Annotated in this window: 14 protein-coding genes; 6 read left to right on the top strand and 8 right to left on the bottom strand. The window is 55.5% G+C overall.

Features of this window, described 5'->3' with window-relative positions; genetic code table 11:
* Nucleotides 1-62: 62 nt before the first annotated feature.
* The 3 genes from M2403_RS04455 (at nucleotide 63) to cueR (ending at nucleotide 2213) form a co-directional block, all read left to right on the top strand.
* Nucleotides 63-983 (top strand): extracellular solute-binding protein, encoded by a 921-nt coding sequence (locus tag M2403_RS04455; protein WP_208949908.1) that lies wholly within the window; start codon nucleotides 63-65, stop codon nucleotides 981-983.
* A 16-nt stretch (nucleotides 984-999) separates the two neighbouring features.
* Nucleotides 1000-1740, top strand: coding sequence for a molybdenum ABC transporter permease (locus tag M2403_RS04450; RefSeq protein ID WP_259228661.1), 741 nt, complete (start codon nucleotides 1000-1002; stop codon nucleotides 1738-1740).
* 71 nt (nucleotides 1741-1811) lie between these two features.
* Complete coding sequence (gene cueR, locus M2403_RS04445; protein ID WP_152327913.1) at nucleotides 1812-2213, top strand: Cu(I)-responsive transcriptional regulator; 402 nt, start codon at nucleotides 1812-1814, stop codon at nucleotides 2211-2213.
* Between the two features lie 9 nt (nucleotides 2214-2222).
* Here the strand turns inward: cueR and M2403_RS04440 are convergent, their stop codons facing one another.
* From M2403_RS04440 to tesA, 5 genes are all read right to left on the bottom strand, one after another.
* Nucleotides 2223-2678, bottom strand: coding sequence for an NfeD family protein (locus M2403_RS04440; RefSeq protein WP_101075535.1), 456 nt, complete (start codon nucleotides 2676-2678; stop codon nucleotides 2223-2225).
* Nucleotides 2678-3598 carry an SPFH domain-containing protein gene (locus M2403_RS04435; RefSeq protein WP_152327915.1) on the bottom strand — a complete coding sequence of 307 codons (921 nt, stop codon included), beginning with the start codon at nucleotides 3596-3598 and terminating at the stop codon, nucleotides 2678-2680. The genes M2403_RS04440 and M2403_RS04435 overlap by 1 nt, the downstream gene beginning before the upstream one ends.
* 235 nt (nucleotides 3599-3833) lie before the next feature.
* Nucleotides 3834-4691 (bottom strand): co-chaperone YbbN, encoded by an 858-nt coding sequence (locus M2403_RS04430; RefSeq protein ID WP_152327916.1) that lies wholly within the window; start codon nucleotides 4689-4691, stop codon nucleotides 3834-3836.
* Between the two features lie 97 nt (nucleotides 4692-4788).
* Nucleotides 4789-5565 carry an SDR family oxidoreductase gene (locus tag M2403_RS04425; RefSeq protein WP_217153241.1) on the bottom strand — a complete coding sequence of 259 codons (777 nt, stop codon included), beginning with the start codon at nucleotides 5563-5565 and terminating at the stop codon, nucleotides 4789-4791.
* A gap of 111 nt (nucleotides 5566-5676) precedes the next feature.
* A complete protein-coding gene (gene tesA / locus M2403_RS04420; RefSeq protein ID WP_235937388.1) occupies nucleotides 5677-6306 on the bottom strand; it encodes a multifunctional acyl-CoA thioesterase I/protease I/lysophospholipase L1 in 630 nt (209 codons plus the stop codon).
* Between tesA and ybbA the strand changes: the two genes are divergently transcribed.
* The gene (ybbA, locus tag M2403_RS04415) at nucleotides 6277-6963 is read left to right on the top strand and encodes a putative ABC transporter ATP-binding protein YbbA (protein ID WP_165059341.1); all 687 of its coding nucleotides are present in this window, start codon (nucleotides 6277-6279) and stop codon (nucleotides 6961-6963) included. The two genes, tesA and ybbA, sit on opposite strands and share 30 nt — an antisense overlap.
* Entirely contained in the window at nucleotides 6960-9392 is a 2433-nt protein-coding gene (gene ybbP, locus M2403_RS04410; protein ID WP_152327920.1) for a putative ABC transporter permease subunit YbbP, read from the top strand. The genes ybbA and ybbP overlap by 4 nt, the downstream gene beginning before the upstream one ends.
* A gap of 155 nt (nucleotides 9393-9547) precedes the next feature.
* Here ybbP and purK read toward each other — a convergent pair whose 3' ends face one another.
* Together purK and purE are read right to left on the bottom strand one after the other, a co-directional pair.
* Nucleotides 9548-10612, bottom strand: a complete 1065-nt coding sequence (purK, locus tag M2403_RS04405) for a 5-(carboxyamino)imidazole ribonucleotide synthase (protein ID WP_259228604.1) — start codon at nucleotides 10610-10612, stop codon at nucleotides 9548-9550.
* Nucleotides 10609-11118: a 5-(carboxyamino)imidazole ribonucleotide mutase gene (purE, locus tag M2403_RS04400; RefSeq protein ID WP_152327922.1), complete on the bottom strand. Its 510-nt coding sequence runs from the start codon at nucleotides 11116-11118 to the stop codon at nucleotides 10609-10611. The genes purK and purE overlap by 4 nt, the downstream gene beginning before the upstream one ends.
* A 180-nt stretch (nucleotides 11119-11298) precedes the next feature.
* Here purE and M2403_RS04395 point away from each other — a divergent pair, with 180 nt between their 5' ends.
* On the top strand, nucleotides 11299-11931 hold the full coding sequence (locus tag M2403_RS04395; RefSeq protein WP_259228603.1) for a tRNA-(ms[2]io[6]A)-hydroxylase: 633 nt from the start codon (nucleotides 11299-11301) through the stop codon (nucleotides 11929-11931).
* On the opposite strand, the gene lpxH is transcribed toward M2403_RS04395, so the two are convergent.
* The gene (lpxH, locus tag M2403_RS04390; RefSeq protein ID WP_152327924.1) at nucleotides 11915-12637 is read right to left on the bottom strand and encodes a UDP-2,3-diacylglucosamine diphosphatase; all 723 of its coding nucleotides are present in this window, start codon (nucleotides 12635-12637) and stop codon (nucleotides 11915-11917) included. The genes M2403_RS04395 and lpxH overlap by 17 nt on opposite strands.
* Nucleotides 12638-12640 lie beyond the last annotated feature (3 nt).

Below are 12640 nucleotides of genomic sequence, written 5' to 3'. Positions count from 1 at the left end.
TTGCAGATTGGCTTATCGTTATCTCCAAAATTATATAACGATGAAGGGTAAGGGGATTTTCAATGGCAAAAATGCAGACAACACTTCTGCTGATGGCAGGACTGATGGCGGCGCAGGCTTCACAAGCCGCTGACGATTTTCGCGTCACCTACGCCGGTTCGATGGGCGTGGTAATGGACAAATATCTGGGGCCGGATTTTGCGAAGCAGAACAAGGTCAATTATCAGGGCCAGGGGCAGGGCGCTTACGGCATGGCGAACTTGCTGGCGTCGAAAAAAGTCGTGGCGGATGTGTTCGTTTCGATAACGCCGGGGCCGGTTGAGATCCTGCAAAAAGCGGGCATGGCCGGGCAGGCAATCCCGGTGGCCAGCACCAGCATGGTCATTGCTTATAATCCGAAAGGCAAATATGCCGAAAAATTTGCCGCGATAAAGGAAGGCAAAGCGGGCGCTGAGCCGTGGTGGAAAGTGCTCCAAACTCCCGGATTACAGTTCGGCCGTACCGATCCGGTCAGCGATCCTCAGGGTCAGAACATTATTTTCACCATGATGCTGGCCGAAAATTACTACAAACAGCCGGGTCTGGAAAAAGCCGTGCTGGGCGATGTACAGAATCCGAAGCAGATTTCGGGCGAGGGCGGTCTTCTGACCCGTCTGGAAGCCGGTCAGGTTGATGCCGCGTCGGGCTACGAAAGTGCCACGATTTCCGCGCACCTGCCGTACATCAAACTGCCGGATGAAATTAACCTGAGCAATCCGCAGATGTCGAAAGACTGGTACAGCAAGGTGACTTTCAACGTGAAAGATTCCACCGGCAAAGAGAAAACGCTGAGCACGCAGCCGCTGGTCTTCTACGCGGTGGTGCTGAACAACGCGCCGCATCCGAAACTGGCGAAAGAATTTATCACTTACCTGCAAAGCGCCAAAGGTCAGAAGCTGTTTGAACAAAACGGCTACGACAAACCTAAAGGCGGAAACCTTTAAGTTGCGTGCGTCAGGAATGGCGGTTCCCGCGCTGGCACTGCTGATGGTGCCTTTTGTCACGCTGCTTTTCCTGACGCCGTGGTCAGATTTTCATCTGGCTTACGGCGACAGCCATGCGGTGGTGGTGTCGCTCGGCCTGAGTCTGATATCGGTCGGCCTGATTATTCTGCTCGGGCTGCCGGTCGCGTTCTGGCTGGCAAAAACGACCTCACGCTGGCGCACTTTGGTGGAAGTGCTGGTGCTGATCCCGCTGCTGACGCCTCCGCTGGCGATGGGGATTTTGCTGGTGTCGGTTTACGGGCCTTACGGTTCGGTCGGTGAAACCCTTTCTGCCATCGGTATGACGCTCAATAACAATGCGCCCGCGTTTGTGCTGGCGCAGATTTATGGGGCGCTGCCTTATTTCATTCTTTCGGCGCGCGGTGCACTTGAAGCGGTGCCGCGCGATGTCGAAGAGGCTGCGCAGACGCTGGGCGCACGGCCTTTTCAGGTGCTTATCCGGCTCACGTTGCCGCTGGCCTCACGCGGAATTGCCGCCGGGATCGCCATTGCCTGGGTTCGGGCGATTGGTGAATTCGGCATTGTCATGGTGTTCTGTTATTTCCCACAGGGTATTCCGGTCAAAATGTTTATCAACCTGCAAAACGACGGCGTGACGTCGGTTTACTCGCTGCTGTGGATCCTGCTTATCGTGACGTTGCCGCTGCCCATGTGGTTGCTGATGCGCACCAAAAAACAGGCCGTGCATTACAGTTGAGGATTTTCGTAAAACCGTAAACACGTATACTGTTCAGATAAAGTGCAAAAACACGGCGACGCGGAGGCGAAATGAATATCAGTGATGTGGCGAAAAAAACCGGGCTGACCAGCAAGGCGATTCGTTTTTACGAAGAGAAAGGGCTGGTGACGGCACCGGCGCGGAGCGAGAACGGATACCGCCGCTATGCACAAAAACATATCGAAGAACTGACGTTGCTTCGTCAGGCGCGGCAGGTGGGGTTTACGCTGGAAGAGTGTCAGGAGTTAGTGGCGTTATTCCATAATCCGGATCGCCACAGTGCAGATGTGAAAGCACGCACTTTAGAAAAGGCCGCCGAAATTGAGCGGCACATTGAAGAACTTCAGCTGATGCGCCAGCGCCTGCTGACGCTGGCGGAATCCTGCCCCGGCGATGACGGCGCAGACTGCCCGATAATCGATAATCTTTCTGGCTGTTGCCACAAACACTAACGTCAGGCGTTACTGCGCAGGGCGTTCTACGCGCAGCGTCGCGCCCTCGACGCCGGTAATTACCACTTTATCACCGACTTCCAGCGGCGAAGCGCAGGACGCCCGCCAGCTGCTGTCGCCGATTTGTACCCGCGTATACTGATTTTTCAGCGGTTCGAGCACGGTGGCGTAAGTACCTACTAACTGCTGTCCGCGCTGGTTCAGCGCCGAATTACCGCTGGTTTTGTCCGTGCGCTGATTCAGCCATTTCCACCACAGCCAGGCGGCGATAATGGTCAGAAGGGCAAAGGCCACGCCCTGCCATTCCCACGGCAGCGGTAAAATCCACGTCACCAGCCCGACCAGCGCCGCCGCTACGCCACTCCACAGTAAGTAACCACTTGCTCCTACCAGCTCTGCCGCCAGCAACAGGCCGCCCAAAGACAGCCAGAACACATGCGGACTTGCCATGAAATCGCGAAGCATTATTTGCCGCCTTTGGTTTCTTTCAGCAGCTCTGCAATCCCGCCAATTGAGCCCATCAGGCTGGTGGCATCCAGCGGCATCATGATGACTTTGCTGTTGTTCGCCGAGCCTATTTTGGTCAGCGCATCGGTATATTTCTGTGCCACGAAGTAGTTAATGGCCTGAACATCCCCGGCAGCAATCGCTTCAGAGACCATTTTGGTGGCCTGCGCTTCCGCTTCTGCCGCACGTTCGCGGGCTTCAGCTTGCAGGAACGCCGACTGACGCTCACCTTCGGCTTTAAGGATCTGCGACTGTTTTTCACCTTCCGCACGCAGGATGGCGGACTGACGAACGCCTTCGGCTTCCAGAATGTCGGCACGTTTTGTACGTTCCGCTTTCATCTGTGCGTTCATCGCAGAAATCAGTTCAGCCGGTGGACGCACATCACGGATTTCGATACGCGTAATTTTCACGCCCCATGGATTGGTGGCTTCATCGACGATATGCAGCAAACGTGCGTTGATGTTGTCGCGTTGTGACAGCATTTCGTCGAGCTCCATCGAACCCAGCACGGTACGGAAGTTGGTCATGGTCAGGTTCACGATCGCCTGTTCCAGATTGCTGACTTCATAGGCGGCACGCGCCGGATCAATAACCTGGATAAAACACACAGCGTCGATGGCGACATTGGCGTTATCGCGGGAAATCACTTCCTGAGAGGGGATATCCAGAACCTGTTCCATCATATTGATTTTGCGGCCAATGCGGTCAACAAATGGCACAACCAGGTTCAGCCCCGGCATCAGGGTTTTGGTATAACGGCCAAAGCGCTCTACGGTCCACTGGTAGCCCTGTGGCACGATTTTGATCCCGGCGTAAACCACCAGCAGCGCCAGTACGATCAGAATAAGGATAGGAATGGGAATGAGGTCAAACATAGTATGAAACTCCTGTAAAACTGTGTCCTGAATATTCCGGCGGAATATTCGAGTAAAAACATGTCCCTGGCGCACTCCCCGAAAGTCAGGCGCGTGCGCAATTGTCGCACAAATAACTTACGCGTCGTATTAATAAAGGATAGTTCAGGGGATAAAAGGCAGGGAAAAAGGCGAAAAAAAACGCACGTCAGGAAGGGGGGAATGCCCGACGCGCGTAAGAAATTTTTAGCGTGAATCAGTACAGCAGGGAATATAACTGGCGACGATATTTAGCCGCCAGCGCGTCGCCGGTGCCGAGTGCCGCCATGATATCCATCAGCGTTTTGCGTGCCGCGCCGTTTGCCGCACCTAAATCTTTTTTTAGCGGAGCCATCAGCAGTTCCAGCGCTTCTTCGTTACGCCCGACCTGATGCAGTTGCAGGCTGAGTTTAACCACCAGCTCGGCGTTGTCAGGATCCTGCTGTAATTCCTGTTGCAGCAGCTGAATTTCAGGGGTGTCAGCCGCCTGTTTCAGTAGTTCAATCTGAGCAATCAGCCCCTGATAACGGGAATCTTTATCCTGCAAGGGAATGGTGGCCAGCACGGCTTCCGCGTCGTCGGAACGATTCAACTGAATCTGAACTTCCGCCAGCGTCATCCCGATATCACTGCGGTAGTTGCTCACTTGCCATGCATCTTTCAGCAGCGGAAGGGCATCGGCGAAGTTACCTTCTTGTATCAGTTCCTGCGCCTGAGCCAGTTTCAGCTCTTCTTCTTTCGGCAGGACTTTCTGCAGCAGTTCGCGGATCACTTCTTCCGGCTGCGGCCCCTGGAAACCATCCACCGGCTGGCCATCTTTGAACAGGTAAACCGCCGGGATAGAACGCAGGCCAAACTGCTGGGCAATCATCTGCTCGGCATCGCAGTCCACTTTCGCCAGAACCAGCTGACCGGCATATTCCGCCGCCAGTTTGTCGAGAATTGGCCCCAGTTGCAGGCAATGCTGGCTGCGCTCAGACCAAAAGTAGAACATCACCGGCACCGACATGGATTGTTCCAGCGTCTGATGCAGATTGGTTTCGTTGATATCGATAACAGTAGGTTGTGCAAGCATGAATTCTGTCTCTCTCGCGCTAAGGCTCAAAGTCATTTAAAGCATTAAATACCAGATGGGGGCAGGTTTTACGGCTTCAACCCCCGGCTGTGTTTACTTAGCTGTTTCCGCGCAATATTTTGTCCAGCAAACGCGAAGGTAAAAGGCGTTTCAGCACAGTGAGCACATGGGCGACCAGCGTAACCGGATACCGCAGACGCGCCTTCGGGTTTTCTAAAGCATGGTGCAATTTCGGCAAAACGGCCTCCGGCGGCAGCGTAAAACGCCGCGCGATCCCCGGGTTTTCGACCGGCCGGTCGGCCTGTGACTGATTCACGTTAGCCGTAAAGTTGCTGCTCAGCGGGCCGGGTTCAATCAGGCTCACCTGAATGCCCGTGCCGTGTAACTCCATGCGTAACGTATCTGACCAGGCTTCGAGCGCGAATTTGCTGGCGGCATAGGTTCCGCGGCCCGGCGTCGTCACCAGCCCCATCACCGAGCTGGTCTGAATAATGCGGCCTTCGCCGTGCGGCAACATTGCGGGCAGTAATAGCTGCGTCAACTGATGCGTGCCGAACAAATTGGTGGAAAATTGTTGCTCAAACTGCTCGCGGCTGATGGTGTTCAGCGGGCCGTAAACACCGTATCCGGCATTGTTGAACAGGCCGTAAAGACGATTGCCGGTCAGCGCGATAACCTCCGCGGCGGCAAGCTCTACGCTGTGTTTGTCATCAAGATCGAGCGCAATAGTTTCAAAACCGAGTTGGCTGAGCGTGTCGATATCTGCACTTTTACGGCAGGCGGCCAGCACCCGGTAGCCGCGAGCCCGTAAATCTTGGGCGGCAACCAGCCCTATTCCGCTGGAGCAACCGGTAATTAATACTGCTTTTTGCATAACTTTACCTGTGAGGTGTCCCTATTTTTCATGGCTGTGATTTACTAGGGAGTCGGGTGAAAAAGGTAACGTCTTGGTTTTAATCACGTCACGGTATTATTTATTGTAACCCTACTGCGTCACCAGCGGCGCGAGTTTGTCGGCCATCCAGTCGGCGATAAAAGACTGTGCCGCCAGTGCGGGATGCAAACCGTCGTCCTGCATCCACTCGGGTTTTGCGGCGACCGGCTCCATAAAGAACGGCACCAGCGGGATGTTTTCCTGCTTCGCCAGCGCCGGATAAATGGCGTAGAACGCATCACCGTAACGGCGGCCATAATTTGGCGGCAGGCGGATTTGCATCAGCAGCGGTTCGGCGTTGGCCCGTTTTACCTGACTGATAATCTGCGTCAGCGTTTGTGAAATGTTTTGTGGCGGAAAGCCGCGCAGTCCGTCATTCGCGCCCAGTTCAATCAGCACCCAGCGCGGATGATGTTGTTGCAGCAAAGTCTGTAAACGGGCCAGCCCCTGTTCGGCGGTATCTCCGCTGATGCTGGCGTTAATAATCGTGGGTTTATCCCCTTCTTTTTGCCACTTATTATTGAGCAACGACGGCCAGGATTCGGCTACCGGAAGGCGATAGACGGCGCTTAAACTGTCGCCGATAATCAGTAAGTTATCAGCAGCTATGGCGCGAAAACTCAGCAATCCCAACAACATAAGGAAGGGGAGATGCCAGCGGAAAACGTTCTTGAAGTTCATCATCTTAGTAAGCACGTCGGTCAGGGTGAAGGACAGCTCACCATCCTGTCCGGTGTCGAGCTGGTTGTCAAACCTGCCCAGACAATTGCCCTGATTGGCGAATCCGGTTCCGGTAAATCGACGCTGCTGGGTATCCTCGCCGGACTCGACGACGGCACCTCGGGCGACGTGATGTTGCTCGGCAAATCCCTGAACTCTCTCAATGAGGAAGGGCGCGCCGCACTGCGGGCAAAAAACGTCGGATTTGTATTTCAATCCTTCATGCTGGTGCCGACGCTAAACGCGCTGGAAAACGTGCAACTTCCGGCGTTGTTGCGCGGTGAAAGCGACAGCAACAGCCGTCAGCAGGCGGTGCAGTTGCTGGAAAGTCTCGGACTGGGCGGGCGTTTGAATCATCTTCCGGCGCAGCTTTCCGGTGGCGAACAGCAACGTGTGGCGCTGGCGCGTGCGTTTATCGGCAAACCTAAACTTCTCTTCGCCGATGAGCCGACCGGTAATCTGGATCGCGCCACCGGCGAACGTATCGTCGATCTGCTGTTCTCACTGAACCGAGATGCGGCCACCACGCTGATTCTGGTCACGCATGACGAACAACTGGCGGCGCGTTGTCAGCGGCGTCTGCGTCTGCGTGACGGGAAATTGTGGGAGGAAGCATGATCTGGCGCTGGTTCTGGCGGGAATGGCGATCGCCTTCGCTGCTGATTGTCTGGCTGGCGCTGACGCTGGCGGTGGCCTGCGTGCTGGCGCTGGGCAGTATCAGCGACCGCATGGACAAAGGGCTGAGCCAGCAAAGTCGTGAGTTTATTGCGGGAGACCGCGTGCTGCGTTCTTCTCATCCGATTACTGAAGCCTGGTTGCAGGATGCCGAAACGCAGGGGCTGAAAGTCAGCCGTCAGCTCTCATTCATGACCATGACCTTTGCCGGAAACACGCCGCAGCTGGCGTCGGTAAAAGCCACCGATCTGGCGTATCCGTTATACGGGGCGTTGCAGACGGAACCGGTGGGGCTGAAACCGCAGCCGGGAACCGTGCTGGTGGCACCCCGTTTGCTGGCGCTGCTGAACGTGAAAGTGGGCGATGATCTGGATGTCGGCGACAGTACGCTGAAAATTGCCGGTGTGATTGTTCAGGAACCGGATGCCGGTTTTAACCCGTTCCAGACCGCGCCGCGCGTAATCATGAATCTTGATGATGTTCCGAAAACCGGCGCGGTTCAGCCGGGCAGCCGCCTGACGTACCGCTATATGTTTGCCGGTTCCCCGCAGGCCATTCAGACCTACGGCGATGCCATTAAAGGGCTGCTGAAACCCGATCAGCGCTGGACCGGCATGGAGGATTCCGAAGGCGCGCTGGGCAAATCATTACAGCGTTCACAACAATTCCTGACGTTGTCAGCCCTGCTGACGCTGATGTTGTCGATTGCCGCCATTGCCGTGTCGATGGGGCATTACTGCCGAAGCCGGTACGATCTGGTGGCAGTGCTGAAAACATTAGGCGCCGGGAAAAAGGCGCTGCGAAAACTGATTATTGGTCAGTGGCTGGCAGTTCTGGTACTGGCGGGAATTTGCGGCAGCATCGTCGGACTGGCCTTTGAAGCCGTTCTGATGAAAGTGCTCGCGCCGGTTCTTCCCGCACAATTGCCGCCTGCCGGTGGCTGGCCGTGGGTCTGGTCGATGGGCGCAATGGTCGTGATTTCACTGCTGATTGGCATCCGTCCTTACCGTCAGTTGCTGGCCACGCAACCGCTGCGCGTGCTGAGAAATGACGTTGTGGCGAACGTCTGGCCGCTGCGCTATTTCCTGCCGGTGATGGTGCTGGTGGTCGTCGGGTTACTGGCGGCGCTGATGGGCGGCAGTTCGCTGCTCTGGTCACTGCTGGCGGGCGTGCTGGTGCTTTCGCTGTTGCTCGGTGTGATTGGCTGGGGCGCTTTGCTTTTGCTGCGCCGCCTGACGTTCCGCCAGCTTCCGTTGCGTCTGGCGGTCAACCGTCTGCTGCGACAGCCGTGGGTAACACTCAGCCAGCTGGCGGCGTTTTCCATGTCGTTCATGCTGCTGGCGCTGTTGCTGGTGATGCGAGGGGATCTGCTGAACCGCTGGGAGCAACAGCTTCCGCCGGACAGTCCGAACTTCTTCCTGCTCAACATCACCAAAGAGCAGGTTCCGCAGGTGACGGATTTCCTGCATCAGCATAACGCGCAGCCGGAAGCGTTCTATCCGATTGTACGGGCGCGTCTGACGAAGATTAACGGCGAAGCCGCGACGGACAAAATCAAGCCGGACGATGCGGGCGGGGAAGCGGTAAACCGTGAACTGAATCTGACCTGGATGGACGGATTGCCGGATCATAATCCGCTGACCGCAGGTAATGGCGCACCGAAAGCGGGTGAAGTGTCCATCGATGAAGGGCTGGCCGGACGTCTCGGACTGAAAATCGGCGATTCGGTGACCTTCACCGGCGATACGCAGGATTTCACCGCTAAGATTACCAGTCTGCGAAAAGTGGACTGGGACAGCCTGAAGCCGAATTTCTACTTTATCTTCCCGACGGGCGCACTGGATGCCCAGCCGCAAAGCTGGCTGACCAGTTTCCGTTATCACGGCGATGACAGCACCATTACGCAACTGAACCGTCAGTTCCCGACGCTCAGTTTGCTGGATGTCGGTTCGATTCTGCGGCAGGTCGGACAGGTCTTACAGCAGGTCAGCCGGGCGCTGGAAGTGATGGTGATTCTGGTGATGCTGTGCGGCGGTTTGCTGTTGCTGGCACAGATTCAGGTCGGGATGCGTCAGCGCCGTCAAGAGTTGATCGTTTATCGCACGTTAGGCGCGAGTAAAAAGATGCTGCACCGTACTCTCTGGTGCGAATTTGCGGTTCTTGGACTCGTGGCGGGCATTGCGGCGGCGATAGGTGCCGAAGTGGCGTTATGGTTGTTGCAGCGAAAAGTGTTTGATTTCCCGTGGGAACCGGATTACCTGATGTGGATCGCCGTTCCGGTGGTCAGCGCGTTGCTGCTGTCTGTCTGCGGAGGCTGGCTGGGTGTACGGTTGCTGCGGGGGCGGGCGCTGTTCAGGCAATACGACTCGTAACCGTCATACTTCGAGCCACAGGTGCGTTGGCTGCGTTCAGTCATCCGAATCACTTACCTGAGTAAGCTCATCGGGATTCCTTGACTTGCCGCCTTCCTGTAACTCGAATTATTTAGGTTACCAGAGCATCTCCTTTTAATAAGGAGGTGCTCAAATCAAAGCTTTTCAACTGCCCATTCAATGCCGCTGGCATATTCGGCCGGCAGCATCGGGATCAGTGCATTCAGGTTTTCTTTCAGCAGGCTGGCGCTGGCATCATTGAGATTCAGGTGTCCGACTTTACGACCCGGACGCACGTCTTTCTCGTACCAGTGCAGATTGACCAGTGGCAGGTTCAGCCACTGTTCTGACACATCCGTGCCAATCAGATTCACCATCACCGACGGCGTACTGACCACCGGTTTTGGCAGCGGCAGACCGAGTATGGCACGTAGGTGCATTTCAAACTGGCTGTAGGATGCGCCGTTTTGCGTCCAGTGCCCGCTGTTATGTACGCGCGGAGCCAGTTCGTTGATGAGCAAACCTTCGCTGACCACGAAACATTCCATCGCCATCACGCCGACATAATTCAGTTCGTTCAGAATCGCCGACAGCATGCTTTCAGCCTGCTGTTGCAGCGCAGCGTCCGGCTCCGGCAGTGCGACGCTGGTGCGCAGAATACCGTCCTGATGCAGATTGTGCGTCAGCGGATAAAAAACGGTTTTCCCGTCGTGACCACGCGCACCTACCAGCGACACTTCACCGGAGAAATTGATGCCCTGCTCAACGATGCATTCGCCGTAGCAATCTTGTGGCAATGTATTTTCTTCGCCGGAACGCAAGCGCCACTGACCACGACCGTCATAACCGCCGACGCGACGTTTCACAATCGCCAGTTCGCCAAGCTGTGAAAAAACCTGCGGCCATTGTGCGGCATCTGCCAGCAATTGCCACGGCGCAGTCGCCAGACCGAGCTGGTCGAGCAACTGTTTCTGCGTCAGGCGATCGGCCAGACGCGGGAAAATATCGCGGTTAACGAACGCATTATGCGTTGCCAGTTCGCGGGTCAGGGCGGTTTCCGGCCAGCGTTCAATTTCAGCCGTAATCACGCTTTGCTGAAAAGGTACGGCCTCCGGTTCGGCATCAAGTCCGACCGGATAAACGGCAATCCCCAGCGGTTCACCCGCCTGACGCAGCATTCTGCCTAACTGACCGTTTCCGAGTACGCAAACCGGTTTCATGCTTCCTCCCGCGGATCGGGATTATTCAGCACTTCATCCGTTTGTGCGACACGCCACGCGGCCAGATTTTTGGCAATTTCAGTATCATGCAGCGCCAGAATTTGTGCCGCCAGCAACGCGGCGTTAGCGGCACCCGCTTTACCAATCGCCAGCGTACCGACCGGAATACCGCGCGGCATTTGTACGATGGAATACAGGCTGTCGATGCCGCTCAGGGCCGCGCTTTGCACCGGCACGCCGAGCACCGGCACCAGCGTTTTCGCCGCCAGCATGCCCGGTAAATGCGCCGCGCCGCCTGCGCCTGCGATGATCACATCAAAACCATTGGCCGACGCCTGTTCAGCAAAGGTGAACAATTTGTCCGGCGTGCGGTGTGCGGAGACGATATCGACATGGAAAGGAATATTCAGCGTTGTGAGCACTTCGGCGGCGAACTGCATGGTCGCCCAGTCACTTTTAGACCCCATAACGATGGCGATTTTTGCCGGGGTAACGTTGGATGACATGTCTGTATAGCTCCTGTGATTCGGATTTAAAGCGTGTGAGGGCGCAAATGATATCACGCTCACGAAGCAAGGAAAACGGTTGCGTAGCCGGAATACGGTGCATTTTTGATGAGAAGTGCGCGACAGATTTGTATAATCCCAGCCACGATAATATTCGCCATCCCCACTGGAAACTGAACTATGACGCAGGCTTTACTGGCACCGATTTATGATTTTCTTCACTGTGCAACACCTGCGTTATGGGTGGATGTGGCGCTTGAAAATCAGACTGTCATGCTGATTGACCACGCTAACTGTGAAAAGAAAGCGGCGGCCACGGCGATGAGCCTGATGACCAAATATCTTGAGCGTACCGAGTTGCTGTTTTGCGCGGCACGTCTGGCGCGCGAAGAGCTTCATCACTTTGAGCAGGTGGTGGAAATCATGCAGAAACGCAATATTACTTATACCCAGCTTTCACCGTCGCGCTACGCCAGTGGTATGATTAAACATACCCGCCATCATGATGACCTGAATATTCTGGTGGACCGTCTGATTATTGGTGCGTACATCGAAGCGCGTTCCTGCGAGCGATTTGCCAAGATTGCTCCGCATCTCGATGAAACCCTGTCACGCTTTTATACGTCGCTGTTGCGCTCAGAATCACGCCATTTTGCCGATTATCTGGCGCTGGCCGAACAGTATGCGGGAACCGATATCAGTGAACGGGTGGAGGAGTTTGGCAGGATTGAAGCGGAACTGATCTTAACGCCAGATGAACAATTCCGCTTCCACAGTGGAGTCCCAGTCTGCGGGCTTAAAACGGGAAGCTGATCAGTTCCACGTTACCGGCGGTGACTTTCACCATCGAGCCTTCTTCGTGCCATGCGCCGAGTACTACGCGGTGGCCGGTTTTATTTTCTAAAGGCACATCATGAATAGCCGGGCGGTGCGTGTGCCCGTGGATCATCCACTCGACGCCTGCCGCCTGCATTTCACTGATCACCGCCTGCGGATTCACGTCCATAATTTCCAGCGATTTTCCCTGATTAGACGCTTTGCTGTTGGCGCGCATTTTTGCGGCAATCGCCAGTCGCCATTTCAGAGGCAGCATCAGGAATAATTTCTGGATAAACGGGTTATGAACTTTTTTGCGGAAATTCTGATAGGCAACGTCATCGGTACACAGCGTGTCGCCGTGCAGGATGAGCACGCGGCGGCCATAAAGCTCGAGAACTTTTTTCTCTGGCAGCAGCGTCATCAGGCTTTCACGCGCAAAACGTCTGCCGAGCAGAAAATCGCGGTTACCGTGGATGAAAAAGCAGGGCACGCCTTGCTGGCGGAGCTGGTTTAACGCCGCAGCGATTTCTGCGTGTAACGGTTCCGGGTCATCGTCACCAATCCAGGCTTCGAATAAATCCCCGAGAATGTACAGCGCATCAGCCTGCGGCGCATCTTCGCGAAGAAAACGCAGAAAACCGGCAGTGATTGCCGGTTCCTGTGCGCAAAGATGGATATCTGCGATAAAAAACGTGGTCATCCC

It is taken from the genome of Rahnella sp. BIGb0603 (assembly GCF_024808755.1).
In the GTDB taxonomy this organism is placed as follows: domain Bacteria; phylum Pseudomonadota; class Gammaproteobacteria; order Enterobacterales; family Enterobacteriaceae; genus Rahnella; species Rahnella contaminans.
Note: the sequence above shows the minus strand (reverse complement) of the source record. Positions and strands in the feature narration are given on the sequence as shown.

Excerpts from the sequence above, each read along its gene's own strand:
- M2403_RS04455 (WP_208949908.1), top strand. The coding sequence starts at position 63 with ATGGCAAAAATGCAGACAACACTTCTGCTGATGGCAGGACTGATGGCG.
- M2403_RS04450 (WP_259228661.1), top strand. The coding sequence starts at position 1,000 with ATGGCGGTTCCCGCGCTGGCACTGCTGATGGTGCCTTTTGTCACGCTG.
- cueR (WP_152327913.1), top strand. The coding sequence starts at position 1,812 with ATGAATATCAGTGATGTGGCGAAAAAAACCGGGCTGACCAGCAAGGCG.
- M2403_RS04440 (WP_101075535.1), bottom strand. The coding sequence starts at position 2,678 with ATGCTTCGCGATTTCATGGCAAGTCCGCATGTGTTCTGGCTGTCTTTG.
- M2403_RS04435 (WP_152327915.1), bottom strand. The coding sequence starts at position 3,598 with ATGTTTGACCTCATTCCCATTCCTATCCTTATTCTGATCGTACTGGCG.
- M2403_RS04430 (WP_152327916.1), bottom strand. The coding sequence starts at position 4,691 with ATGCTTGCACAACCTACTGTTATCGATATCAACGAAACCAATCTGCAT.
- M2403_RS04425 (WP_217153241.1), bottom strand. The coding sequence starts at position 5,565 with ATGCAAAAAGCAGTATTAATTACCGGTTGCTCCAGCGGAATAGGGCTG.
- ybbA (WP_165059341.1), top strand. The coding sequence starts at position 6,277 with ATGCCAGCGGAAAACGTTCTTGAAGTTCATCATCTTAGTAAGCACGTC.
- tesA (WP_235937388.1), bottom strand. The coding sequence starts at position 6,306 with ATGAACTTCAAGAACGTTTTCCGCTGGCATCTCCCCTTCCTTATGTTG.
- ybbP (WP_152327920.1), top strand. The coding sequence starts at position 6,960 with ATGATCTGGCGCTGGTTCTGGCGGGAATGGCGATCGCCTTCGCTGCTG.
- purK (WP_259228604.1), bottom strand. The coding sequence starts at position 10,612 with ATGAAACCGGTTTGCGTACTCGGAAACGGTCAGTTAGGCAGAATGCTG.
- purE (WP_152327922.1), bottom strand. The coding sequence starts at position 11,118 with ATGTCATCCAACGTTACCCCGGCAAAAATCGCCATCGTTATGGGGTCT.
- M2403_RS04395 (WP_259228603.1), top strand. The coding sequence starts at position 11,299 with ATGACGCAGGCTTTACTGGCACCGATTTATGATTTTCTTCACTGTGCA.
- lpxH (WP_152327924.1), bottom strand. The coding sequence starts at position 12,637 with ATGACCACGTTTTTTATCGCAGATATCCATCTTTGCGCACAGGAACCG.